This window comes from Streptomyces sp. RFCAC02, from assembly GCF_004193175.1.
Taxonomy (GTDB): domain Bacteria; phylum Actinomycetota; class Actinomycetes; order Streptomycetales; family Streptomycetaceae; genus Streptomyces.
Genome location: NZ_SAUH01000001.1, coordinates 4,861,131 through 4,885,563, shown reverse-complemented (window position 1 = coordinate 4,885,563; position 24,433 = coordinate 4,861,131). Strand labels below are relative to the sequence as shown.

20 protein-coding genes are annotated in these 24,433 nt (G+C 73.6%); 8 read left to right on the top strand and 12 right to left on the bottom strand.

Features of this window, described 5'->3' with window-relative positions; all coding sequences use genetic code 11:
* Nucleotides 1-20 precede the first annotated feature (20 nt).
* From EMA09_RS22595 to miaB, 4 genes are all read right to left on the bottom strand, one after another.
* Nucleotides 21-575: a hypothetical protein gene (locus tag EMA09_RS22595; RefSeq protein WP_129842811.1), complete on the bottom strand. Its 555-nt coding sequence runs from the start codon at nt 573-575 to the stop codon at nt 21-23.
* A 102-nt stretch (nt 576-677) separates the two neighbouring features.
* Nucleotides 678-1,640 (bottom strand): tRNA (adenosine(37)-N6)-dimethylallyltransferase MiaA, encoded by a 963-nt coding sequence (gene miaA, locus EMA09_RS22590; protein WP_129842810.1) that lies wholly within the window; start codon nt 1,638-1,640, stop codon nt 678-680.
* 36 nt (nt 1,641-1,676) lie between these two features.
* Nucleotides 1,677-2,390: a hypothetical protein gene (locus tag EMA09_RS22585; protein ID WP_129842809.1), complete on the bottom strand. Its 714-nt coding sequence runs from the start codon at nt 2,388-2,390 to the stop codon at nt 1,677-1,679.
* 54 nt (nt 2,391-2,444) lie between these two features.
* Entirely contained in the window at nt 2,445-3,935 is a 1,491-nt protein-coding gene (gene miaB, locus EMA09_RS22580) for a tRNA (N6-isopentenyl adenosine(37)-C2)-methylthiotransferase MiaB (protein WP_129842808.1), read from the bottom strand.
* Between the two features lie 78 nt (nt 3,936-4,013).
* Between miaB and EMA09_RS22575 the strand changes: the two genes are divergently transcribed.
* Nucleotides 4,014-5,039 (top strand): TAXI family TRAP transporter solute-binding subunit, encoded by a 1,026-nt coding sequence (locus EMA09_RS22575; protein ID WP_240796523.1) that lies wholly within the window; start codon nt 4,014-4,016, stop codon nt 5,037-5,039.
* A gap of 60 nt (nt 5,040-5,099) precedes the next feature.
* On the top strand, nt 5,100-8,159 hold the full coding sequence (locus tag EMA09_RS22570; RefSeq protein ID WP_129842807.1) for a glycoside hydrolase family 38 C-terminal domain-containing protein: 3,060 nt from the start codon (nt 5,100-5,102) through the stop codon (nt 8,157-8,159).
* On the opposite strand, the gene EMA09_RS22565 is transcribed toward EMA09_RS22570, so the two are convergent.
* Together EMA09_RS22565 and EMA09_RS22560 are read right to left on the bottom strand one after the other, a co-directional pair.
* Nucleotides 8,125-9,567 (bottom strand): HAMP domain-containing sensor histidine kinase, encoded by a 1,443-nt coding sequence (locus tag EMA09_RS22565; protein ID WP_129842806.1) that lies wholly within the window; start codon nt 9,565-9,567, stop codon nt 8,125-8,127. The genes EMA09_RS22570 and EMA09_RS22565 overlap by 35 nt on opposite strands.
* Nucleotides 9,568-9,583: 16 nt before the next feature.
* Nucleotides 9,584-10,273 carry a response regulator transcription factor gene (locus EMA09_RS22560; RefSeq protein WP_129842805.1) on the bottom strand — a complete coding sequence of 230 codons (690 nt, stop codon included), beginning with the start codon at nt 10,271-10,273 and terminating at the stop codon, nt 9,584-9,586.
* Between the two features lie 283 nt (nt 10,274-10,556).
* Here EMA09_RS22560 and EMA09_RS22555 point away from each other — a divergent pair, with 283 nt between their 5' ends.
* The 5 genes from EMA09_RS22555 to EMA09_RS22535 all read left to right on the top strand — a co-directional run bounded on the left by EMA09_RS22555 (nt 10,557) and on the right by EMA09_RS22535 (nt 15,590).
* On the top strand, nt 10,557-11,342 hold the full coding sequence (locus tag EMA09_RS22555) for an amino acid ABC transporter ATP-binding protein (protein WP_129842804.1): 786 nt from the start codon (nt 10,557-10,559) through the stop codon (nt 11,340-11,342).
* 56 nt (nt 11,343-11,398) lie between these two features.
* A complete protein-coding gene (locus tag EMA09_RS22550) occupies nt 11,399-12,229 on the top strand; it encodes a glutamate ABC transporter substrate-binding protein (protein ID WP_129842803.1) in 831 nt (276 codons plus the stop codon).
* Nucleotides 12,230-12,311: 82 nt separating this feature from the next.
* The gene (locus EMA09_RS22545; RefSeq protein WP_129842802.1) at nt 12,312-12,989 is read left to right on the top strand and encodes an amino acid ABC transporter permease; all 678 of its coding nucleotides are present in this window, start codon (nt 12,312-12,314) and stop codon (nt 12,987-12,989) included.
* Nucleotides 12,986-13,912 (top strand): amino acid ABC transporter permease, encoded by a 927-nt coding sequence (locus tag EMA09_RS22540; RefSeq protein ID WP_129842801.1) that lies wholly within the window; start codon nt 12,986-12,988, stop codon nt 13,910-13,912. The genes EMA09_RS22545 and EMA09_RS22540 overlap by 4 nt, the downstream gene beginning before the upstream one ends.
* An 82-nt stretch (nt 13,913-13,994) precedes the next feature.
* Nucleotides 13,995-15,590 carry an FAD-dependent monooxygenase gene (locus EMA09_RS22535; RefSeq protein ID WP_129842800.1) on the top strand — a complete coding sequence of 532 codons (1,596 nt, stop codon included), beginning with the start codon at nt 13,995-13,997 and terminating at the stop codon, nt 15,588-15,590.
* A gap of 102 nt (nt 15,591-15,692) precedes the next feature.
* Here the strand turns inward: EMA09_RS22535 and recX are convergent, their stop codons facing one another.
* The 3 genes from recX to EMA09_RS22520 form a co-directional block, all read right to left on the bottom strand.
* The gene (gene recX / locus EMA09_RS22530) at nt 15,693-16,325 is read right to left on the bottom strand and encodes a recombination regulator RecX (protein ID WP_129842799.1); all 633 of its coding nucleotides are present in this window, start codon (nt 16,323-16,325) and stop codon (nt 15,693-15,695) included.
* A 3-nt stretch (nt 16,326-16,328) separates the two neighbouring features.
* Nucleotides 16,329-17,480 carry a recombinase RecA gene (recA, locus tag EMA09_RS22525; RefSeq protein WP_129842798.1) on the bottom strand — a complete coding sequence of 384 codons (1,152 nt, stop codon included), beginning with the start codon at nt 17,478-17,480 and terminating at the stop codon, nt 16,329-16,331.
* A gap of 194 nt (nt 17,481-17,674) precedes the next feature.
* Nucleotides 17,675-17,869, bottom strand: coding sequence for a DUF3046 domain-containing protein (locus EMA09_RS22520; RefSeq protein WP_129842797.1), 195 nt, complete (start codon nt 17,867-17,869; stop codon nt 17,675-17,677).
* A gap of 79 nt (nt 17,870-17,948) precedes the next feature.
* Between EMA09_RS22520 and EMA09_RS22515 the strand changes: the two genes are divergently transcribed.
* A complete protein-coding gene (locus EMA09_RS22515) occupies nt 17,949-22,634 on the top strand; it encodes an ATP-dependent helicase (protein ID WP_129842796.1) in 4,686 nt (1,561 codons plus the stop codon).
* Between the two features lie 72 nt (nt 22,635-22,706).
* Here EMA09_RS22515 and EMA09_RS22510 read toward each other — a convergent pair whose 3' ends face one another.
* The 3 genes from EMA09_RS22510 to pgsA form a co-directional block, all read right to left on the bottom strand.
* A complete protein-coding gene (locus tag EMA09_RS22510) occupies nt 22,707-23,120 on the bottom strand; it encodes a helix-turn-helix transcriptional regulator (protein ID WP_129842795.1) in 414 nt (137 codons plus the stop codon).
* 95 nt (nt 23,121-23,215) lie between these two features.
* Nucleotides 23,216-23,794, bottom strand: coding sequence for a nicotinamide-nucleotide amidohydrolase family protein (locus EMA09_RS22505; RefSeq protein ID WP_129842794.1), 579 nt, complete (start codon nt 23,792-23,794; stop codon nt 23,216-23,218).
* Nucleotides 23,784-24,431, bottom strand: coding sequence for a CDP-diacylglycerol--glycerol-3-phosphate 3-phosphatidyltransferase (pgsA, locus tag EMA09_RS22500; protein ID WP_206305983.1), 648 nt, complete (start codon nt 24,429-24,431; stop codon nt 23,784-23,786). Before pgsA ends, EMA09_RS22505 begins: the two co-directional genes overlap by 11 nt.
* Between the last annotated feature and the right edge of the window lie 2 nt (nt 24,432-24,433).

The window sequence follows — 24,433 nt, the reverse complement described above, 5'->3', positions numbered from 1 at the left end:
GCGGGCGGTGGCGGACGCGGTCAGCGCAGCCCGGCGACCCGCAGCACGGCGAGGACGGCGAACACGCCGAGGCCCGCGCCGTACAGGGCGAGCAGCCGCCAGTCCGCCCGGCGCCCCGATCCGCGCGCGGGCAGGCCGGGCCAGGTGAACCCGGCCCTGCGGGCGGCCATCATGCCCCAGCCCGCCGCGCTGCAGCCGATCAGGAGACCGAGCATGGCGACGACGGCGCCCGCGTCGTCGAAGGCGAACGCCAGGGGGAACGCGAACATGAGCGAGCCGAGCAGGCTCAGCAGCACGATGGGGGCGAACAGGACGAGCCGCAGCCTGCGGGGCGGCCGCAGGTCGGCGTAGGAGACGTCGGTGCCGTCCGGGCCGGCTCCGCCCTCGGCGCCGGCCACGTCGTCCGCGGGGGCGGGCGGCGGGGGCGGGTCGTCGAACGGCTCGGCGAGGTCGGCCTCCGGGTCGTCGGGCAGGGGGGGCGGCATCGCCGGGAGCACCGGCCGCGGCGGCATGCCGCCGACCGGTGCCGGCGCTGCCGCGTCCGTCGTGTCGCGAGGGCCGGCCTCCATCGCCACGCGCCCTCCTACTCAACGGTCACGCTGTCAGAACCTTGGTCGATGATGGCACGGTGACCCCGCCCGACCGGGCTGCTGGAGCGTCCCGATGCCATCACGTGATCAGGATGTGACCGCCCGTTCGACCAGCGTCCAGGCCCGTTCCACAAGCCCCTCGCGCCCTTCACGCGCCCCGCTCAGCCAGCGCACGCGCGGGTCGCGCCGGAACCAGCTCTCCTGCCGGCGCGCGAAGCGCCGGGTGGCGCGGACGGTCTCCTCGCGCGCCTCCTCCTCGGTGCATTCCCCCGCGAGAGCGGCGAGCACCTGCTGGTAACCGAGGGCACGGGAGGCCGTACGGCCCTCGCGCAGTCCGGTGCGCTCCAGGGCGCGCACCTCGTCGACCAGCCCGGCGTCCCACATGCGGTCGACGCGCGCGGCGATCCTGGCGTCGAGTTCGGGCCGCTCGACGGTGAGCCCGATCTGCAGGGCGCGGTAGACGCCCCGCTCCTCGTCGGGACCCGGGAGCTGGGCGGTGAACGGGCGCCCGGTGATCTCGATGACCTCCAGGGCGCGGACGACGCGGCGCCCGTTGCTCGGCAGGATCGCCTGCGCCGCCGCCGGGTCGGCCTCCGCGAGCCGGGCGTGCAGGGCGCCGCTGCCGCGCTGCTCCAGCTCCTCCTCCAGGCGGGCGCGGACGGCGGGGTCGGTGCCGGGGAAGTGGAAGGCGTCCAGCGCGCCGCGCACGTACAGACCGGAGCCGCCGACGAGCACCGGGGTGCGGCCGGCGGCGACGAGCCGGTCGATGCACGCGCGCGCGAGCCGCTGGTAGGCGGCGACGCTCGCGGGGACGGTGACGTCCCAGACGTCGAGCAGGTGGTGGGGGACGCCGTCGCGCTCGTCCGGGCCGAGCTTGGCGGTGCCGATGTCCATGCCCCGGTAGAGCTGCATCGAGTCGGCGTTGACCACCTCACCGCCGAGCCGCCGGGCGAGCGCCACCCCGAGGTCGGACTTGCCGGCGGCGGTGGGGCCGACGACGGCGATGACCTGCGGCGCGCCGTCTCGCGGTGGGGGTGCTGCGGTGTTCACCCGGGAAGTGTCGCAGACCGGCCGCCGGGCGGGGTGTCAGGACCAGGAGGCGACGAGATATCCGACGCCGTAGGGCGCCTCGTCGTACAGCAGGCGGCCGGCGAGGCCGGCTCCGGCGGCGGCGCCCGCGAGGACCTGCCAGGGCGCACGGCCGGCGGCCCGTACGGCGCCGGCCAGCCCGGCGTCCACGGCGGCGAGCGCGACGGTGTCGGCCGCGCCGAGGGCACGTGCCGCGTCGGCGTCGAACGCGGCGGCGCGCTCGTCGAACGCGCCGGGCGCCTTGTCCGTGCGGCAGGCGCTGCCGTCGCCGAGGACCAGGAGGGCGACGCGCTCGCCGGCGGCGGCGAGGCGGCGGCCCGCGTCGGCGCAGCGGTCCTGCGGCAGGGCCGTGTCGACGCCGAGGCCGGTCACGGGGCGGTCCGCCAGGCCCGCCCGGTCGAGCAGCCAGGCGCCGACGGTGAGGGAGGGCGGCAGCTCGCGGCCGGGAGCGGAGCCGTCGGGGGCGCCGAGGGTCACCGCGACGTCCACGCCGAAGCCGCGCAGCGAGCCCGGGCTGCCCGCGGGGTACGGTCCGTGGCCGGCTCCGTCGGTGGGGCCGACGACCGCCAGTCGGTCGGGCCCGGCCGCGGCGACGACGGCGAGCGCGTCCGAGCAGGCCGCCCGTGCGGCGTCCAGCTCGTGGGCCGCGCCGGCCGCGACCTCGGGCACGAGCAGCGGCGGACAGGGGCAGACGGCGGCGGCGACAAGCATGCGGGAAGCCTACTCCGCGTGATCACCGCCGCACCGCGGCGCCCTGCGGCCGGGTCAGTGGACGCCGCACCCGTCGGCCGCGCCGGGCTGCGGCGCGGGGACGCCGATGGTCGGCAGGCCGAGCATGACGCCCTTGCCGGCGGCGGCGGGGGCGGCCGTCCTGGCCTCCCAGGCGTCGCCCGCGCGGGTGCGCCGGACGGCCAGGACCGGTCCCTCGGCGAGGAGGTGGTGCGGGGCGGCGTACGAGATCGCGACGGTCACCATGTCGCCGGGGCGCACCGGCTCGGCCGGCCGGTCGAAGTGGACGAGCCGGTTGTCGGGGGCGCGGCCGGAGAGGCGGCGGGTGGCGTCGTCCTTGCGGCCCTCGCCCTCGGCCACGAGGACCTCGACGGTGCGGCCGAGCTGCTTGCGGTTCTCCGCCCAGGAGATCTCCTCCTGCAGCGCGACGAGGCGCTCGTACCGCTCCTGGACGACCTCCTTCGGCACCTGTCCCTCCATGTCGGCTGCGGGCGTCCCGGGGCGCTTGGAGTACTGGAAGGTGAAGGCCTGCGCGAACCTGGCCTCCCGGACGACGTGCAGCGTCTCCTGGAAGTCCTCCTCGGTCTCGCCGGGGAAGCCGACGATGATGTCGGTGCTGATGGCCGCGTCGGGGATGGCGGCGCGGACGCTGTCGATGATGCCGAGGTAGCGCTCCTGCCGGTACGAGCGGCGCATGGCCCGCAGCACCCGGGACGAGCCGGACTGCAGCGGCATGTGGAGCTGCGGCATCACGTTCGGCGTCTCCGCCATGGCCTCGATGACGTCGTCGGTGAAGTCGCGCGGGTGGGGGGAGGTGAAGCGCACGCGCTCCAGGCCGTCGACGCCGCCGCAGGCGCGCAGCAGCTTGGAGAACGCCTTGCGGTCGCCGATGTCGGAGCCGTAGGCGTTGACGTTCTGGCCGAGGAGGGTGATCTCGCTGACGCCCTCGGCGACCAGGGTCTCGATCTCGGCCAGGATGTCCCCGGGGCGGCGGTCCTTCTCCTTGCCGCGCAGGGCGGGGACGATGCAGAAGGTGCAGGTGTTGTTGCAGCCGACGGAGATCGCGACCCAGGCGGCGTACGCGCTCTCGCGGCGCGTGGGCAGGGTGGAGGGGAACGCCTCCAGCGACTCGGCGATCTCGACCTGCGCCTCGCGCTGGACGCGGGCGCGTTCCAGGAGGACGGGGAGGCTGCCGACGTTGTGCGTGCCGAAGACGACGTCGACCCAGGGGGCGCGGCGGACGATGGTGTCGCGGTCCTTCTGGGCGAGGCAGCCGCCGACCGCGATCTGCATGCCGGGGCGCGCGGCCTTCCTGGGGGCGAGCTGGCCGAGGTTGCCGTACAGGCGGTTGTCGGCGTTCTCGCGGACGGCGCAGGTGTTGAACACGACGATGTCGGCGTCGTCCGCGCCGGGGGCCGCCGGGACGTAGCCGGCCTCCTCCAGCAGCCCCGCCATCCGCTCGGAGTCGTGGACGTTCATCTGGCAGCCGAACGTCCTGACCTCATACGTGCGCGTGGCTTCCGGCATGCGAGAACTCGATCCCTGTGGGTGCGGGGCGGAAAAGTGGCAGTCCCCAAGTCTACGTTCCGCTGGTAGCGTGCTCGGGTGGCTCCCAGCTCCCTCGAACACGGCCTGCGGCTCCCCCCGTTCCTCCGCCGGCGACGGGCGCCCGCGCTGATCGGGGTCCTGGTGGTGCTGGCGCTCGCGGCGTGGCTGGTGGGGCGCCCGCTGCTCGGCGGGGACGGCGGCCCGCCCGAGCGGGTGCGGCTGAGCACCGGCGTCCCGAGCGGCGTGTACGCGCGGTACGGGCAGTTGCTGAAGGAGCAGCTCGACCGGGACGCGGCCGGCATGGACCTCACGGTGCGGCAGAGCGCCGGGTCGGTGGAGAACATCAAACGCCTCGTCGAGGGCGAGACGGACTTCGCCATCGCCACCGCCGACGCGATCGCGGCGTACATCGCGGCGGGCGGCGAGGGTGCTGAGCGGCTGCGGGCCTGCGCGCGCCTGTACGACGACTACATCCAGCTCGTCGTGCCCGCCGCCTCCGGCGTGCAGACGATCACCGATCTGCGCGGGCTGCGGGTCGGCGTCGGGCAGGACGAGTCGGGTGTGCAGCCCGCGGCGCGTGAGCTGCTCGCGGCCGCCGGTCTCGACATGGAGACGGACATCGAGCCGGTCCGCGAGGGCATCGACGCCATGCCGAGGCTGCTGGAGGCGGGGCGGATCGACGCGTTCTTCTGGTCCGGCGGCCTGCCCACGTCGGCGATCCAGCGGCTGGCCGACTACTACGACATACGGCTGGTGCCGCTGGGCGACCTGATGCAGGCGCTGGCCGAGCGCAGCCCGCAGAACTCGTTCTACCGCGCCGCGGTGCTGCCGCCCGACGCCTACCCGGAGATCGCGGGCGGCGAGGTCGTGGACACGATCGCCGTGGCGAACCTGCTCGTGACCACGGAGGCACTGGACGACGCCCTGGTCGAGCAGATGACCCGCTCGGTGATCAACGGGCGCGACCGCATAGGGCTCGAGGTCCACGCCGCGCAGCGTGTCGATCTCCGGACCGCGATCTACACCCAGCCGCTGGAGCTGCACGACGGCGCCCGCGAGTACTACCGCTCGGCCAAGTCCTGACGGCCGCGGGCGCGGCCCGTGCGCCGACCGTCCGTTCCCCGACGACGAGGGAGTCCCGTCGTGCACGATGACCGCCGTCTTGTCGAGATGCGCCTGCGCCGTGTCCTGGAGGAGCGGCTGCGGCCCGTGGTCCACACCGATCCGGTGCCGCTCACCGTGGAGCGGTGGGACGCGCCGGGCGAGCCGGTGCCGGTCGCGGAGGGCCTCGCCGCCGCGTACCGTCCGTCGGCGGCCGGCGAGCGGTGGGGTCCCGCGTGGGGGACGACGTGGTTCCGTCTCACGGGCAGGGTGCCTGCGGCATGGGCCGGGGAGACGGTGGAGGCGGTGCTCGACCTGGGGTTCGGCCGGGAGCAGGCCGGGTTCCAGTGCGAGGGGCTGGTGTACCGGGCGGACGGGCGCGCGGTGAAGGGCCTCCACCCGTACAACGACTGGGTCCGTGTCGCGGACAGGGCGGCGGGCGGTGAGGACGTGCTGCTGTACGTCGAGGCCGCCGCGAACCCGGTGCTGAACGACGGCGTCCCCACGCTGCTCGGCGACCGGACGACCGCGGGCGACGAGCCGCTGTACCGGACGGCGCGCCTGGATCTGACCGTCTTCCGCGCCGAGGTGTGGGAGCTGGTGCGTGACCTGGAGGTCGCGGGCGGGCTGATGGCCGAGCTGTCCGTGGACGACGCGCGGCGCTGGACGCTGCTGCGTGCCGTGGACCGTGCGCTCGACGCGGTGGACCTGGACGACGTGGTGGGGAGCGCGCCGGCGGCGCGCGCCGAGGTGCGCGAGGTGCTGTCCGCGCCGGCGCACGCGTCCGCGCACCGGCTCAGCGCGGTCGGGCACGCGCACATCGACTCGGCGTGGCTGTGGCCGCAGCGGGAGACCGTGCGGAAGGTGGCCCGCACGGCGGCGAACGTCGTCGCGCTCCTGGACGAGGACCCGGATCTGGTCTTCGCCATGTCGCAGGCGCAGCAGCTCGCGTGGCTGCGGGAGCACCGGCCGGAGATCTTCGAGCGGGTCGCGGAGAAGGTGGCGGCCGGCACGTTCGTCCCGGTCGGCGGCATGTGGGTCGAGTCGGACACGAACATGGTCGGCGGCGAGGCCATGGCGCGGCAGTTCGTGCACGGGAAGCGGTTCTACCTGGACGCGTTCGGGATCGAGACGCGGGAGGTGTGGCTGCCCGACTCCTTCGGGTACACGGCGGCCCTGCCCCAGTTGGTGCGGCTGTCGGGGTCCGAGTGGTTCCTGACGCAGAAGATCTCGTGGAGCGCGACGAACGCCTTCCCGCACCACACGTTCTGGTGGGAGGGCATCGACGGCACGCGGATCTTCACGCACTTCCCGCCCGTCGACACCTACAACGCGAACCTCACGCCCGACGAGCTGGCGCACGCTGCGCGGAACTACCGGGAGAAGGGCGTGGGGACGCGGTCGCTCGTGCCGTTCGGCTGGGGCGACGGCGGGGGCGGCCCCACGCGGGAGATGCTCGGCCGGGCGCGGCGGCAGCGGGATCTGGAGGGGGCGCCGCGGGTGGCCGTCGAGCGTCCCGAGGAGTTCTTCCGCGCCGCCCGCGCGGAGTACGGGGAGGCCGCGCCGGTCTGGGTGGGCGAGCTGTACCTGGAGCTGCACCGCGGCACGTACACGTCGCAGGCCCGCACGAAGCAGGGGAACCGCGGCAGCGAGTCGCTGCTGCGGGAGGCCGAGCTGTGGGCCGCCACGGCGATGGTCCGCGTGCCGGGCTACGTCTGCCCGTACGACGATCTCGACCGGATCTGGAAGACGGTGCTGCTGCACCAGTTCCACGACATCCTGCCGGGGTCGTCCATCGCGTGGGTGCACCGTGAGGCGCGCGAGACGTACGAGCGGGTGGGCGCCGAGCTGCGGGCGCTGATCGGTGCCGCGCAGCGCGCGCTGGCGGGCGAGGGCGCGCGCACCGTCGTGTTCAACGCCGCCCCGCACACCAGGGACGGTGTGCCGGCGGGCGGCGCGACCGTGCGCGGCGCGGCCGGGGAGGCGTCCGGCGGCCCGGCGGTGGCGCTCGTGGAACGGTCGGGCGGCGGTTTCACCCTGGACAACGGGCTGCTGAGGGTCGGGATCGACGGCCGCGGGCTCGTCGTGTCGGCGGTGGACCTGGCGGCCGGCCGGGAGGCGATCGCGCCCGGGGCGGCGGGCAACCTGCTGCGGCTCCACCCCGACCTGCCGAACAACTGGGACGCCTGGGACGTGGACGCGTTCTACCGCAACCGGGGCGAGGACCTGGTCGGTGTGGACGATCTGGCGGTCGAGGAGCGGTCGGACGCGGCGGCGTGCGTCCGCGTCGCGCGCTCCTTCGGCGCCTCCCGGGTGGTGCAGCGGCTCACGCTGCGCGCCGGGGCGCGCGTCCTCGACATCGACACCGAGATCGACTGGCACGAGCGCGAGAAGATCCTCAAGGCCGCGTTCCCGCTGGATGTGAAGGCGGACGTGTCGGCCGCCGAGACGCAGTTCGGCCACGTCGAGCGTCCGACGCACACGAACACGACCTGGGACGCCGCGAAGTTCGAGATCTGCGCGCACCGCTGGCTGCGCGTGGGCGAGCCCGGCTGGGGCGCGGCCGTCGTCAACGACTCCACGTACGGCCACGACGTGACGCGCGAGGTGCGGCCGGACGGCGGGCAGACGACGACCGTACGGCTCTCGCTGCTGCGCGCGCCACGCTATCCGGACCCGGAGACCGACCAGGGCGTCCACCGGCTGCGGTACGCGCTCGCGCCCGGCGCGACGGTGGCCGACGCCGTGCGCGAGGGGCACTGGATCAACCTGCCGGAGCGTGTCGTGACCGGTGGCGGCGGCGTCGAGCCGCTGGTCACGGTCGAGGCGGAGGGCGGGGGCCACATCGTCGTGTCGGCGGTGAAGCCGGCCGACGACCGCGGCGGCGATGTCGTGGTGCGGCTCTACGAGGCGTCCGGCGGCAGGTCGTCCGGCACGCTGAGCGCCGGGTTCCCGCTCGGCGCGGTGACGGCGACCGATCTGCTGGAGCGGCCGCTCGCGGACGCGCCGGCGTTCGAGGTGGCGTCGGGAGGGCGCGTGGCGCTGTCCCTGCGCCCCTTCCAGATCCTCACCGTGCGTCTGACACCGGCCGGGGGCCGATGACGGCCGCGCCGCCGGCGGGTTCGGGGGCGTGCCGCGGCACCTCCACGGTGACGCGCAGGCCGTGCGGCTCGGCGTGGCCGTAGGAGATGCGGGCGCCCCCGGCGGTGAGGAGGGCGCCGACGATCGACAGGCCGAGCCCGGAACCGCCCACGTTCTGGTGGCGGCCGCTGCGCCAGAAGCGGCGGCCGATGCGCTCGAGTTCTCCGTCGGCGAGCCCGGGACCGGTGTCGGACGTCTCTATCCGTATGTGGTCGGGGGTCGCGGCGACGGTGACCGTGACGTCGCCGCCCGAGGGGGTGAACTTCAGCGCGTTGTCCACGACGGCGTCCAGCGCGCTGGACAGCCCGACCGGGTCGGCCCAGCCGGTCGCGGCGGGCGGGCCGACCAGCAGGAGGCTCACGTCCTTCTGGTCGGCGACCGGGCTCCAGGACGCCACGCGCTCGGCGACCAGCTCCGCGACGTCGGTGAGCCGCAGATCGGCGGAGCTGTGCTCGGCGAGCGCCAGGTCGAGCAGCCCGTCGAGGACCTTGGCGAGCCGTTTGCCCTCCGCCTTGACGGAGGCGATCTCCTCATGGCCCTCGGGGAGCTCAAGACCGAGGAGGTCGATGCGCAGCAGCAGGGCGGCGAGGGGGTTGCGCAGCTGGTGGGACGCGTCGGCGACGAAGGCGCGCTGCTGTTCGAGGACCTCCTCGACGTTGTCGGCCATCTCGTTGAACGAGTCCGCGAGCCGCCGCAGCTCGGGCGGGCCGCCGGCGGCGGCGACCCGTGCGGTGAGCCGGCCCGTGGCGATCTCGTGCGTGGCCCGGTCGAGGACGCGCACGGGGCGCAGCACCCAGCCCGCGAGCCAGTAGGCGGCGGCCACGGCGAGCAGCATGGCCGCCACCTCGCCGAGCGCGATGGGCACCCAGCCGCCGAGGATGCGGGAGCGCAGCGGCCCGGTGGGCGATTCGGTGACGACGACGGCGATGACGTCCCCGTCCCTTATCACCGGTGAGGCGACGACCAGCGTGCGGTGGGTGTCCCAGGGCCACACCTGGGCCGGTCCCTCACTGCGGCGGCCGGCCAGGGCCTCGGAGAACTCGACACCGTCCGCGCCGCCCTCGGGCTCCCAGCCGTTCGGCGCGGCGGCCATGGGTTCGCCGTCGCGCTGGAAGACGCCGGCGTTGATGCCGTAGACCTCGTAGTAGCGGTCCAGCTCGTCCTGCAGGGCGTCGGTCTGGGGGCGCGTGCCCGGCTCCACGTCGGTGGCGGACAGGGCGAGGGAGGCGAAGCGGGTGGTGTCGTCGATCCGGTCGACGACGACGCCCTGCTGTTCGTCCCTGGCCTGGCTGGCCGCGAGCGGGATGCCGAGGGCGAGGAGGACACCGGCCAGCAGGACGATGAGGAGGGGGAGCAGGCGTGAGCGCATGGGGAGAGGGTTCGGTTCAGGCGGCGGGGACGGCCAGGCGGTAGCCGACGCCGCGGACGGTCTCGACGAGCTCGGGGCGGCGCAGCTTGGAGCGGAGGGAGGCGATGTGCACTTCGAGGGTACGGCCGGTGCCCTTCCAGTTGGTCTGCCAGACGTCGCTGATGATCTGCTCCCGGCGGAAGACGACGCCGGGACGCTGGGCGAGCAGGGCGAGGAGGTCGAACTCCTTGCGGGTGAGCGCGACGGGCCGGCCGTCCACCGAGACCTGGCGGGTGGCCAGCTCGACGGTGATGGGGCCGAGGGAGAGGACGCCGTCCCTGGGCTCGGGCACCGCGGTGTCCTCCTCCGGGCCGGTGCGGCGGGCCACGGCGTGGATGCGGGCGAGCAGTTCGCCGGTGTCGTACGGCTTCACGACGTAGTCGTCGGCGCCGAGGTTGAGACCGTGGATGCGGGAGCGGATGTCGGCGCGCGCGGTGACCATGATGATGGGGACGCTCGCGATGCGCCGGATGCGCCCGCAGACCTCGAAGCCGTCGACGTCCGGCAGGCCGAGGTCGAGCAGCACGACGCCGAAGGGCCGGCTGCGCAGGTGCGTGATCGCCTCCTCGCCGCCGCGGGCGCGCACCACCTCGAAGCCGTGCCGGGTCAGGACGGCGACGAGGGCGGCGGCGACGTGCTCGTCGTCCTCGACCAGCAGCAGTCTCATCTCGTCCCGTGCCCTCCTCTCCTGATCACTCGGTGTGCACGGGTCCCTGGCGCGCGATCTTCCGGTAAGACGCATCCACGCGGATGTTGGTGGTCCCCGTCAAGGGGGGTAGGAGGAGGGGAACGCTACCGTTATGCGGCAGCCACCCGTAGCACCTCCGGCGACACGCTGAGCTACGAGACCGCGATCACATCGTGATGCTCAAGTTCAGCTCAGATCTGCTGACGCTGCGTTCACACCCTGGCTATCGTCCCGTCAACCGACGAGGACGGAGCAACGCACGATGAGCGACGCGGCGCTGATCAAGAAACCGCAGGATGTCGCGCCCCTGGCGGAGGACCTGGTCATCCTGAAGGACGTGAACAAGCACTACGGTGCTCTTCACGTACTCCAGGACGTGAACCTGACGATCAAGCGCGGCGAGGTCGTCGTCGTGATCGGTCCCTCCGGGTCCGGCAAGTCCACCCTGTGCAGGACCATCAACCGTCTGGAGACGATCGACTCCGGCACCATCACCATCGACAACGAGCCGCTGCCGGCGGAGGGCCGTGAGCTCGCCCGGCTGCGCGCCGAGGTGGGCATGGTGTTCCAGTCGTTCAACCTCTTCGCGCACAAGACGGTGCTCGAGAACGTGATGCTGGGCCCGATCAAGGTCCGGCGCGAGAACAAGACCGAGGTCGAGGCGCGGGCACGTGATCTGCTCAACCGCGTCGGCGTCGGCAACCAGTGCGACAAGTACCCCGCACAGCTCTCCGGTGGCCAGCAGCAGCGTGTGGCGATCGCCCGCGCGCTGGCGATGAAGCCGAAGGTGATGCTCTTCGACGAGCCCACCTCCGCGCTGGACCCGGAGATGATCAACGAGGTCCTCGAAGTCATGCGCCAGCTGGCGGAAGAGGGCATGACCATGGTTGTCGTCACCCATGAGATGGGCTTCGCGCGCTCCGCGGCCAACCGCGTGGTGTTCATGGCTGACGGCCGGATCGTCGAAGAGGCCGACCCCCACCAGTTCTTCGACAACCCGCAGAGCGACCGCGCCCGGGACTTCCTCTCGAAGATCCTCGCGCACTGAGGCACGGTCCGCTCCTCCTGACGCACGTCCTTTCAGACACAAGGGAAAAATCGATCATGAACGTTCGCAAGACGACTGCCCTCGCCGCCTCGGTGCTCGCCCTCTCCCTGTCCGCCACCGCGTGCGGCTCGGACGACGGCGGTGACAGTGGGGACGGCGGCGACGGCATCACCATCGGCATCAAGTTCGACCAGCCGGGTCTCGGCCTGAAGACGCCGGACGGCGACTACACCGGCTTCGACGTGGACGTGGCCCGCTATGTCGCCGAGCAGCTCGGCTACGAGGAGGACCAGATCTCGTTCGAGGAGGCCCCGAGCGCCGAGCGCGAGAACCTCCTCAAGCGCGGTGACGTGGACTTCATCGTCGCCAGCTACTCGATCACCGACGAGCGCAAGGAGAGCGTCTCCTTCGCCGGGCCGTACCTGCTGGCCCACCAGGACCTGCTGATGCGCGCCGGTGAGACCATCTCCTCCACGGACGAGATCAACGACCTCACCCTGTGTTCCGTGACCGGCTCCACCTCCGCGCAGAACGTGAAGAACGACTTCGCGCCCGACGCCGCGCTGAACGAGTTCGGCACCTACTCCGAGTGCCTGACCGGTCTGGAGAACGGCCAGGTCGACGCGCTCACCACGGACGACTCCATCCTCGCCGGCTACGCCGCGCAGGAGGCCAACCAGGGCAAGTTCGAGCTGGCCGGCCTGGAGCTGAGCGACGAGAACTACGGCATCGGCATCGCGAAGGACGACACCGAGCTGCAGGGCCAGATCAACGACGCCCTGACCGAGATGGTCGAGTCCGGTGCCTGGGACCAGGCCATCGAGGACAACTTCGGCCCGGCCGGCTACGAGGCCGAGCCCGCCCCCGAGATCACCGAAGGCGCCTGACCTCCAGGTCTCCCGGTGGTGCGCCGCCGCATGCGGCGGCGCACCACGCTCCCCACCCACCCAGTCGAGACTGAGAGTTTCCGTGTTCGACTTTTTGGATCTTGAGCAGTACGACCTGTTCGGGGCGTTCTGGACCACGGTGCAGCTCACGTTCTACTCGGCGGTCGGCTCGCTCATCTGGGGTACCGTGCTCGCGGCCATGCGCGTGAGCCCGGTCCCCGTGATGAGGGCGTTCGGCACCGCGTACGTGAACATCTTCCGGAACACCCCTCTGACCCTGATCATCGTCTTCTGTTCCCTGGGGCTGAACCAGACCCTCGGCATGAAGATGTTCACCGACGGCAGCGATCCCTCACAGACCGGCTTCCGGCTCGCGGTCCTCGGCTTCATCGTCTACACCTCGACGTTCGTCTGTGAGTCCCTGCGCTCCGGCATCAACACGGTGCCCGTCGGCCAGGCGGAGGCGGCCCGCGCCCTGGGCCTGCCCTTCACGCAGGTCATCGGCCTGATCGTGCTTCCCCAGGCGTTCCGCGCAGTGGTGGCACCGCTCGCCAACGTACTCATCGCGCTCACGAAGAACACCACGGTGGCTTCTGTCATCGGTGTCGCCGAGGCGTCGCTCCTGATGAAGGAGATGATCGAGAACGAGGCGCAGCTGATCCCGATCGCGCTCCTGTTCGCCCTCGGCTTCATCATCCTCACCCTCCCGACAGGCCTGATCCTCGGCTGGGTGGCCAATCGCGTGGCGGTGAAACGATGACCAACCTGTCCGTTCTCTATGACGCGCCCGGTCCTCGTGCCAAGCGCAGGAACTTCGCGCTGACCGTGCTGTTCGTCGTCGTCCTGGGCGGCGTCCTCTGGCTGGTCCTCGACGCGCTGGGCGACAAGGGTCAGTTGGCGGGCGAAAAGTGGGACGTCTTCGTCACCGACTCGCGCATCTGGTCCACCTACCTCTGGCCGGGCCTCCAGAAGACCCTTCAGGCGGCCTTCCTGTCACTCCTGATCGCGCTCCCCCTCGGCGCGATCCTCGGCATCGGCCGTCTCTCGGACCACTGGTGGATCAAGCGTCCGTGCGAAGTCATCGTCGAGTTCTTCCGGGCCATCCCGGTGCTCCTGATGATGATCTTCGCCAACGAGGCGTATGCGATGTGGTCGGACGTGGACCGCGACGTCCGCCCGCTGTACGCGGTCGTCACCGGCCTGGTGCTGTACAACGCCTCGGTCCTCGCCGAGGTCTTCCGGGCGGGCGTGCTTTCCCTTCCGAGGGGTCAGCACGACGCGGCCCGCGCCATCGGTATGCGCAAGGGCCAGACGATGGTGAGCATCCTGCTGCCGCAGGCCGTCACCGTGATGCTGCCGGCGATCGTGAGCCAGCTCGTCGTCATCGTGAAGGACACGACGCTCGGCGGCGGCGCGCTCGGCTACAGCGAGCTGATGCGGAACTCGGGTCTCGTCTCGACGAACTACTCGAACACCATCGCCGCCTATGTCGTCGCCGCGATCCTCTTCATCGCCCTGAACTTCCTCCTCACCAGCCTGGCTGCCTGGCTGGAGAAGTGGATCAGGAACCGGAAGCGCGGCACGGGCGCGGTCCTCCACGCGGACCCGACCGATCCGGAGCCGACGGGCGAGGCCGTGCTCGCCAAGGTGCCGCTCGCCGCCAAGGACGGGACATCGGTGTAGCACAGCGAGAGTCAGCTGACCAACGCATCGTGTCTCCCGAACGACTTGACGCGTGATCGCCGACTGGGTTGCACTACGTGCTGTGCTGCCCGTGATCATCGCCGGCGCGGGCCCCACCGGGCTCGCGCTGGCGCATGCCCTGGCCGGGTACGGCGTCCCCTCCGTCGTGCTGGACGGAGCGGAGGCGCCGCCGGCGAGGCGACCGGCCCGCACCGTCGTCCTCACCGACGACACCCTCGCCTGGGCCGCACTGCCCGAAGTGGCCCGGGAGTCCGCGGAATGGACCGCGTGGCGCGCCACACAGCGCGGCCGGACCGTCATCGAACGGGACTTCTCCCCCGCGACGGCACCGCGCCACCTCCCCCAGCACGTCCTTGAGGAATCCCTGCGCGCCGCCCTGGCCGAACACGACCTCGTCACGATCGTTCCCGGCCACCGCGTGACCGACTGCGAGCAGCGGCCGGCCGAGGTCACCGTCCACACGGTGCGCCGCGCCCCCGAAGGGCTGCGCGGCCAGGCGAGGACGTTCCGCGGGAGCTTTCTCGTCGGCTGTGACGGAGCCCGCTCGACCGTCCGCAAGCTGCTCCGTGTCCCTTTCCCCGGCAGGACCGCGGTCGAGCGCTACGCGGTGGCCGCCCTGCGCGCGGAGCTGCCCGGAGCGGGCGAGGCCGCGCTGCACCGGGGACCGGGCACCGGCGAGGTGACGGTGCGGCCGCTCACCGGCGGGCGGTGGCGCATGGACTGGCCCCTCCCCCCGGACGGCGAACTCGTCACACCGGACGCCCTGCTCGACCGCGTGCACAGCACACTGACCGCCCTGCACGACGGCGACGTCCCGCCGTACGACCTGCTCGACACCGGCGTCCACATCTGCCACCAGCGCCTCGCACGGCGCTGGCGCGACGGCCGCGTCTTCCTGGCCGGTGACGCCGCCCACCTCTCCGGCGCCCTCGGCACCCAGCAGGTCGCCGAGAACCTCCGGGACGTCGCGAACCTCGCGTGGAAGCTCGCCGTCGCCTGCCACGAAGGCCACGCCGACCTCCTGCTGGACAGCTACGAGGCCGAGCGCCGCACCGCCGTGGCCGCCGGGCTGCGCGCCGTCGACCAGGCCCTGCCGGTGGTACGCGGCGGTGGGCTGTCCGCGCGCCTCTCCGGGCGCGGCAGAAGCCGGATCGCCCTCCTTTCCGACGCGCATCTCGGGGTAGGCGCCCTGGGCGGCCCCGCCGCCCACCCGTCGTCCCCGCTCACCCCCGCCCCGCCCCGGGCGATGCCGACGGACACACCGCCGGGCTCCCAGGTGGCGGACGTGCCGGTGATAGGTCTTGACGGCACCCGCGCCCGGCTGCGGGACCGGCTGGGCGGCCCCCTGCTGCTCGTCCTCACGGCCCCCGGCGCGGGCGTGTGGGACGCCAAGCACTGGCTGACGGCCGGCCTGATGCCCGAGCTGGCCGCGGTCGCCAAGGCCCTCCCCCTGCCGACCGAGCTGCTGGTCGCCGACAGCTATCCCGGCGCGGGACCCCACACCCTGCTGCTGGTGCGGCCGGACGGCCACCTGGCCGCCGCCGTCCCCGGCGGGGACCACGCGGCGCTGGAGAGCTGCGCGCGCGTCGTGCGCGGGGACACCGACGCCGATCCGTCCCCCTCCGCCGCCCACGGCACGCACCCGAAGCACACCTGACCGCCGCGCCGCCGCCCCTCCACGCCGGCCGGCACGTCCGGAGCACCCGGGTACCGCGCATCCCCGTCACTCGCCCCCGCATCCGCCCGAGCACGCGCGCCCTCACACGTCCTCGGACAAGTAGCCGTCCATCACCTCCGGGTCCTCCCCCTCCTCCTCCAGAGCCTGGCGCACCACCCGCAGACACAGCCCCTGCGGATACCCCTTGCGGGCGAGCATCCCCACGAGCCGGCGGAGCCGCTTCTCGCGGTCGAGCCCCCGGGTGGCCCGCAGCTTCCGGTCGACCAGGCTCCGGGCCGTCTTCTCCTCCCGCTCGCTGTCCAGACGCCCTACAGCCTCCGCCACGACGCCGGGCGCCACCCCCCTGGTCCGCAGCTCCCGGGCGAGCGCGCCCCGGGCGAGGCCCCTCCCGTGGTGCCTCGACTCCACCCACGCCTCGGCGAACGCGGCGTCGTCGATGAGCCCCACCTCCTCGAAGCGGTCCAGCACGGCGGCCACCGCCTCCTCGGGGACGTCCCGGGCGCGCAGTGCCTCCGCGAGCTGCTGCCGTGTCCGGGGCGCCCCGGTGAGCAGCCGCAGGCAGAGGGCGCGCGCCCGCTCCACCGGATCGCGGGGGGTGCGCGACGGCCGCTCCCCCGCCGCCCCGGCGGGCACACCGTCCGGGGCGGCACGGGAGGCCGCGGCCGCGCCGTCGCCCCGCGCGCCGGGCTCGGGCCATTCGCTGCGCCGGGTCATCCGTCAGCTCTTGGCGGCCGCCGCCGGCTTGGCGGCCCGGGACACCTTGGCCGCGGCGGGCGCGGGCGCCGGGACCTCGGCCGCCGCACCGGCCGCGTCCTTGCCGGCCGCCTCCTTGGCGGCCTCGGCCTTGCCCGCCTCGCCCTCGGGTGCCTCGGTCCGCGGGCCGATGCCCAGCTTCTCCTTGATCTTCTTCTCGATCTCGTTGGCGAGGTCGGGGTTGTCCCGCAGGAAGTTGCGGGCGTTCTCCTTGCCCTGGCCGAGCTGGTCGCCCTCGTAGGTGTACCAGGCGCCGGACTTCCGGATGAAGCCGTGCTCCACACCCATGTCGATGAGCCCGCCCTCGCGGCTGATGCCGATGCCGTAGAGGATGTCGAACTCGGCCTGCTTGAAGGGCGGCGCCACCTTGTTCTTCACGACCTTGACCCGGGTGCGGTTGCCCACGGCCTCGGTGCCGTCCTTCAGGGTCTCGATGCGGCGGATGTCCAGGCGCACCGACGCGTAGAACTTCAGCGCCCGGCCGCCCGTCGTCGTCTCCGGGGAGCCGAACATGACGCCGACCTTCTCGCGGAGCTGGTTGATGAAGACGGCCGTCGTCTTCGACTGGTTCAGCGCGCCGGTGATCTTCCGCAGCGCCTGGCTCATGAGCCGGGCCTGGAGACCCACGTGGGAGTCGCCCATCTCGCCCTCGATCTCCGCGCGCGGCACCAGGGCCGCGACCGAGTCGATGACGATCAGGTCCAGCGCGCCGGAGCGGATGAGCATGTCGGTGATCTCCAGAGCCTGCTCACCGTTGTCCGGCTGGGAGAGGATCAGCTGATCCACGTCCACGCCGAGCTTCTTGGCGTACTCCGGGTCGAGGGCGTGCTCCGCGTCGACGAAGGCGACCGTGCCGCCGGCGCGCTGCGCGTTGGCGACGGCGTGGAGGGTGAGGGTCGTCTTGCCGGAGGACTCGGGGCCGAACACCTCGACGACACGCCCCCTGGGCAGTCCGCCGACGCCCAGCGCCACGTCCAGCGCCGTGGACCCGGTCGGGATGACCTCCACCGGGTCGTCCGGCCGCTCGCCGAGGCGCATCACCGCGCCCTTGCCGAACTGCCGTTCAATCTGTGCGAGAGCGGCGTCGAGCGCCTTCTCGCGGTCCGTACCTGCCATGGGTGCCACCCGGTCCGTCTGATTCGTTCGCTTCACAACCACGGACGCTAGCGCCTGCCACTGACACTCGGCGTTCTCACACCGTCCGGCGCCTGCCCGCCCTCCCATGAGAATGGTTGTTCGATTTTTGTGTCAAGCGACGGGCCAACCCTGTGGATAACCCGGAAAGACGCAGGTCAGGCGCCTGCGTTGGCCTAGCGGAGGCGCTGGGGGACCTCCATCACGCCGCAGACGACCCGCCACACGTCCTTGGCGTCCCAGCCGGCGTCGAGGGCCTCGCTGACCGTCCGGCCGCCCAGTTCCGCCATGACATGGTCCCGGGCGAACGAGTCCGCGTAGCCCGGGCCGAAGTGATCCGCCATCCGCTGCCAGAAGTCCGTCAACCGCATACCGCCAGTATCCCCCGGCGCCGCGGTGACCCCGGAGGGCGCCGATGCCGTTGTCAGTGCCCGGGTGCACGATGGCCCCATGCACGAACACCCGGCACCCGGCCCCGCGCCCACCTCGGCGCTGCACGGCTTCTCGGCCCCCACGCGTGCCTGGTTCACCCGTGCCTTCCCCGCCCCCACGCCCGCCCAGGAGGGCGCCTGGCGGGCGATCGCCGAGGAGTCCGACGCCCTGGTCGTCGCCCCGACCGGGTCGGGCAAGACCCTCGCCGCTTTCCTGTCCGCCCTGGACCGCCTGGCCTCCGTCCCGCCGCCGGCCGAGCCCCACCGGCGCTGCCGCGTGCTGTACGTCTCGCCGCTCAAGGCCCTCGCCGTCGACGTCGAGCGCAACCTCCGCGGCCCGCTCGCCGGCATCCGCCAGGAAGCGGTCCGCCTCGGCCTGCCCGAGCCCGACATCCGCGTCGGGATCAGGAGCGGCGACACCCCGGCGGCCGACCGCCGTGCGCTCGTCCGCCGTCCCCCCGACATCCTGATCACGACCCCCGAGTCGCTGTTCCTCATGCTGACCTCGGCCGCCAGGGAGGCCATCGCCGGCGTCGAGACGGTCATCCTCGACGAGGTCCACGCCGTCGCCGGCACCAAGCGCGGCGCCCACCTCGCCCTCTCCCTGGAGCGCCTCGACCTGCTGCTGCCCCGCCCGGCGCGCCGCGTCGGCCTGTCGGCGACCGTCCGCCCGGTGGACGAGGTGGCGCGCTTCCTCTCCCCGCGCCGCCGGGTCACGACCGTGCAGCCCCCGTCGGGGAAGGTCTTCGACCTCTCCGTCGAGGTGCCGGTGCCGGACATGGGCGAACTGGGCGGCTCCCCCGTCCCCGACGCGCCGGGCAGCGGCGCGCAGCCGTCGATCTGGCCCTCGGTGGAGGAGCGGATCGTGGACCTGGTGCAGGCGCACCGCTCGACCATCGTCTTCGCGAACTCGCGCCGCCTCGCCGAGCGCCTGTGCAACCGCCTCAACGAGATCGCGCTCGAGCGCGCGACCGGCGAGCCGCTGCCCGAGCACCACGCGCCCGCCGACCTGATGGGCGGCTCGGGCGCGGCGCGCGGCGCCCCCGACGTGATCGCGCGCGCCCACCACGGCTCCGTCTCCAAGGAGCAGCGCGCCCGGATCGAGGAGGACCTCAAGGCCGGGCGGCTGCCGGCCGTGGTGGCGACCTCCAGCCTGGAGCTGGGGATCGACATGGGCGCCGTCGACCTGGTCGTGCAGGTGGAGTCACCGCCGTCGGTCGCCTCCGGGCTCCAGCGCGTGGGGCGCGCGGGCCACCAGGTGGGGGCCGTGTCCTCGGGGGTGGTCCTCCCGAAGTACCGCGGCGACCTCGTGCAGGCGGCCGTCGTCACCGAGCGCATGCGCGCCGGGCTGATCGAGGCGCTGCGCGTCCCGGCCAATCCCCTGGACGTCCTGGCGCAGCAGATCGTCGCCATGACGGCCATGGACACCTGGGACGTGGACGAGCTGCTGACGGTCGTGCGGGGCGCGGCCCCGTTCGCCGCGCTCCCCGAGTCCGCCTACCACGCGGTGCTCGACATGCTGGCCGGCCGCTACCCGTCCGACGCCTTCGCCGAGCTGCGGCCCCGGCTCGTGTGGGACCGGGTGGCGCACACGGTCACCGGCCGGCCCGGCGCCCAGCGGCTCGCCGTCACCTCCGGCGGCACGATCCCGGACCGCGGCCTGTTCGGCGTGTTCCTGGCCGGTGCCGACCCGCGCAAGGGCGGCGGCCGGGTCGGCGAGCTGGACGAGGAGATGGTGTACGAGTCGCGCGTCGGCGACGTCTTCACGCTCGGCACGACGTCCTGGCGCATCGAGGACATCACCCGCGACCGGGTCCTCGTCTCGCCCGCGCCCGGGGTGCCGGCGCGGCTGCCGTTCTGGAAGGGCGACCAGCTCGGCCGCCCGCTGGAGCTGGGCCGGGCGCTCGGCGCCTTCCTGCGCGAGGTCGGCGCGCTGCCCGCGGCAGCCGCCCGCGAGCGGCTCGCCGGCGCCGGGCTCGACACCTGGGCCGTGGACAACGTCCTCGCCCACCTGGACGAGCAGCGCCGCGCCTGCGGCCACCTGCCGGACGACCGCACGATCGTCGTCGAACGGTTCCGCGACGAGCTGGGCGACTGGCGTGTCGTCGTCCACTCGCCGTTCGGGGCACAGGTGCACGCCCCCTGGGCGCTGGCGCTCGGCGCGCGCCTGACCGAGCGGTACGGCCTGGACGCCCAGGTCCTCCACGCGGACGACGGGATCGTGCTGCGGCTGCCCGACACCGACCCGCTCGCCGACGACCCGGGGGCCGGCACGGGCCCGGCGGACGCGGTGCTCGACGACGGCCGTCCCCCGGTGGGCGCGGCCGACGTCGTCTTCGACCGGGGGGACGTCGAGCAGCTCGTCACCGACCAGGTGGGCGGCTCGGCACTGTTCGCGTCCCGCTTCCGCGAGTGCGCCGCCCGCGCGCTGCTCCTCCCCCGCCGCACCCCGGGCCGCCGCACCCCGCTGTGGCAGCAGCGGCAGCGGGCCGCGCAACTGCTGTCGGTGGCGAGTGAGTTCGGCTCCTTCCCCATTGTCCTGGAGGCGGTGCGCGAGTGCCTCCAGGACGTGTTCGACGTGCCCGGTCTCGCCCGGCTCATGGGGGACATCGAGGCCCGCCGTGTCCGCCTCGTGGAGGTGACCACCCCGGAGCCGTCCCCGTTCGCCCGGTCCCTGCTGTTCGGCTATGTCGCGCAGTACCTGTACGAGGGCGACTCGCCCCTCGCCGAGCGCAGGGCAGCCGCCCTCTCCCTCGACGCGCGCCTGCTCTCCGAGCTGCTGGGCCAGGCCGAACTGCGCGAACTGCTCGACCCGGAGGTGCTGGCCGATCTGGAGCGCGAGCTGGGCCGGCTCACCGACGACCATCGTGTGAAGGACATCGAGGGCGTGGCCGACCTGCTGCGTCTCCTCGGCCCGCTGACCGACGACGAGCTGGCCGAGCGCGGCGCCGACACCGTCTGGGCCGCCGAACTGGCCGCCGCCCGCCGCGCGCTGCGCGTGCGCGTCGCCGGCGTCGACCACTGGGCCGCCATCGAGGACGCGGGCAGGCTCAGGGACGCCCTCGGCACCGCGCTGCCCGTCGGCGTGCCCGAGGCGTTCACCGAGCCCGTGCGGGACCCGCTGGGCGATCTGCTCGCGCGCTACGCCCGCACCCACGGGCCGTTCACCTCGGCTCAGGCGGCCGGCAGGTTCGGCCTCGGCACGGCGGTCGCGGACGGCGCGCTCCAGCGGCTCGCGGCCGACGGCCGGCTGGTGCGCGGGGAGTTCAGGCCCGGCGGCGTCGGCCACGAGTGGTGCGACCCGGCGGTCCTGCGCCGGCTGCGGCGCAGGTCCCTGGCGGCGCTGCGGCAGGAGCTCGAACCGGTCCCGCCCGCGGCGATGGCGGCGTTCCTCCCCAGGTGGCAGCACGTGGGCGCGCCGGGAAGTCCCCGCGGCGAGCTGCGCGGCATCGACGGACTGGTGCGCGCCGTCGAGCAGTTGCAGGGCGCGCCCGTCCCGGCGTCGGCCCTGGAGCGGCTGGTGCTGCCCTCCCGTGTCGCGGGGTACGCGCCGCCGCTGCTCGACGAGTTGACGGCTTCGGGCGAGGTCGTGTGGGCGGGGGCGGGCGCGCTGCCGGGCAAGGACGGCTGGATCTCCCTGTACCCGGCCGACTCGGCACCGCTGCTGCTGCCGCCGCCCCACCCCCTGGAACTCACCCCCGTGCACCGGGCGGTCCTCGACGCCCTCTCCGGTGGCTACGGGCTGTTCTTCCGGCAGATCGCGGAGGAGGCCGGGCGCCTCGGTTCCGCCGTGTCCGACGCGGAACTCGCCGAGGCCGTCTGGGACCTCGCGTGGTCCGGCCGCCTCACCAACGACACCCTCGGCCCGCTGCGTGCCCTCCTCGGCTCGGGCCGCACGGCCGGCGCCACCGCGCACCGGGCGCGCCGCGCGACGCCGCGCAGCCGGTACGGAGGGCTCGCCGTGGGCACGGGCCGGGCGGCACGCCCCGCCGCGGGACGCACGGGGCCACCCACCGTCGGCGGGCGCTGGTCGCTGCTGCCCGCGCGTGAGCCGGAGGCCACCGTGCGCGCGCACGCCATGGCGCAGACGCTCCTTGACCGGCATGGCGTCGTCACGCGCGGCGCGGTCGCCGCGGAGGGCGTGGAGGGCGGTTTCTCGGCCGTCTACCGGGTGCTCGCGGCCTTCGAGGAGAGTGGCCGGACCCGCCGCGGCTATGTCGTCGAGGGGCTCGGTGCCGCGCAGTTCGCCATGGACGGGGCCGTGGACCGGCTGCGGGCCGTCCACACGGCGGCCGAGCGCGACCGGCCCGGCACGGCGGCGGCCGTACTCCTCGCGGCAGCCGACCCGGCGAACGCCTACGGCGCCGCACTGCCCTGGCCGGAACCGCCGGACGCGGCGGGCCACAAGCCGGGCCGCAAGGCGGGCGCACTGGTGGTCCTGGTGGGGGGTGAGCTGGTGCTGTATGTGGAGCGGGGCGGCAAGACACTGCTGGCCTGGCCGCGCGGTGACGACCCCGAGGCACGGGAGGAGATCCTGCGGACGGCCGCCGGTGCACTGGCCCACGCGGCGGGGGCCGGGGCGCTCGGCACGCTGACCGTGGAGCGGGTCAACGGCTCACCGGTGCTGGGGGACCCCCTGTGGGTGCGGCTGCTGGAGAGCGCCGGCTTCCACGCCACTCCCCGGGGGCTGCGCCTGCGGTCATGAGGCCGGCGGTGGCGGGAGGGCAGGGGGCAGGGCGACGGCACCGCTGTACGGTCCGTCGCGGGGGTGCGCCGATCAGGCGGCGACCACGTCCACGGCCTCGGCGGACGCCTTGATCGTGACGTGCTCGTCGGGGTGACCCACCGGGGTCACCCGGGGGACGCGCACGGAATTCAGCATCGGGCGGTCACCGAGACCCCGGCCGGCCGGGGCACCCAGCGACGACACGGTGTCGCTCGCGGCGGACTGGGCCAGCTCGGCGAGCGCCAGCTCGTCGCTGACCTCCCGCATCAGCTCCGACATCCGCATGTCCAGCGCGTCGCAGATGGCGGCGAGCAGCTCCGAGGAGGCTTCCTTCTGCCCCCGCTCGACCTCCGAGAGGTACCCGAGGGAGACCCTCGCCGAGGAGGAGACTTCACGCAGCGTGCGGCCCTGACGTTGGCGCTGCCGACGCAGCACGTCACCCAGCAGGCGACGGAGCAGGATCATCGGTTGCTCCCTCCTCGGACCGTTGGCCTCGCTTGCTTCATGCCCCACCGTACCGCCTCGGACTCCCCCCGCGCGGGGAGCGATGTGTTGTTCACTCAGGGCTGCAAACATCCTTCTCCTCCGTCCTGTTCCGTATCCTGCCCCTCCCCCGCACCGCGCTCCGCCGGGTCCCGGGGAAGGATCAGCTCGTTGCGCAGCAGAGTGAGAACGGCCCGTACGCTGCCCTCCCGGACAGCGGTGCGGTCCCCGTGGAGGCTGAGCCGCTGAGCCACGACTTTCCCCGTTCCGGGACCCGAAACCGCGATGTAGACCGTTCCGGCGGGCTTGCCCTCCTGCGGCCCGGGACCCGCGACGCCCGTGGTCGCCAGCCCCCAGTCGGCGCGCAGCAGCTCCCGCACGCCCCTCGCGAGCTGCCGTGCGACCTCCGCGTCCACCGCGCCCCGGTCGGCGAGCAGCGCGCCGTCCACGCCGAGCACGTGCTGCTTGACGGCCGGCGCGTAGGCCGTCACCGAGCCGAGGAACGCCCGTGAGGCGCCGGGGACCCCCGTCAGGGCCGCGGCGACCATCCCGCCGGTCAGCGACTCGGCCACGGCCACCGTGTGCCCACGGTCCGTGAGCAGGCCGAGGACCTGTCGCGCCGTGAGCGCACCGGCACACTCCGTGCTACCCCGCACCGCCCCTCGCTTCCGCACGCTCCGCGGCCAGCCCCGCGCGCCGCAGCACGACGGCCTGCCGCACGTAGTCGAGCCCGGTCACGACCGTCAGCACGACCGCGACCGCCATCACCCACCAGCGCAGGGACGCCAGCGGCCCGGTCAGTGCCAGGATGTACATCCCGACGGCGACGCCCTGGGTCAGGGTCTTCAGCTTGCCGCCCTTGCTGGCCGCCATGACACCGTGCCGGATCACCCAGAAACGCAGTGCGGTGATCCCCAATTCCCGCACGAGGATGACGACCGTCACCCACCACGGGACGTCCCCGAGCAGTGACAGACAGATCAGGGCGCCGCCCATGATCGCCTTGTCGGCGATCGGGTCGGCGATCTTGCCGAAGTCGGTGACGATGTTGCGCCGCCGCGCCAGCTCGCCGTCGAACAGGTCGGTGATCATGGCCACGGTGAACGCCGCCCACGCGAGGGAGCGCCACGCCGGGTCGTGCCCGCCGTCCGCGAACATGAGGAGGACGAACCCCGGGACGAGGAGCAGCCGCACCATTGTGAGGATGTTGGCGATGTTCCACAGGCCGGGGGACGCGGCGGCGCCCGGCCGCGCGTCCGCCGCGCGTCCCTGCCCGGCGGCCGAGGCGGACATAC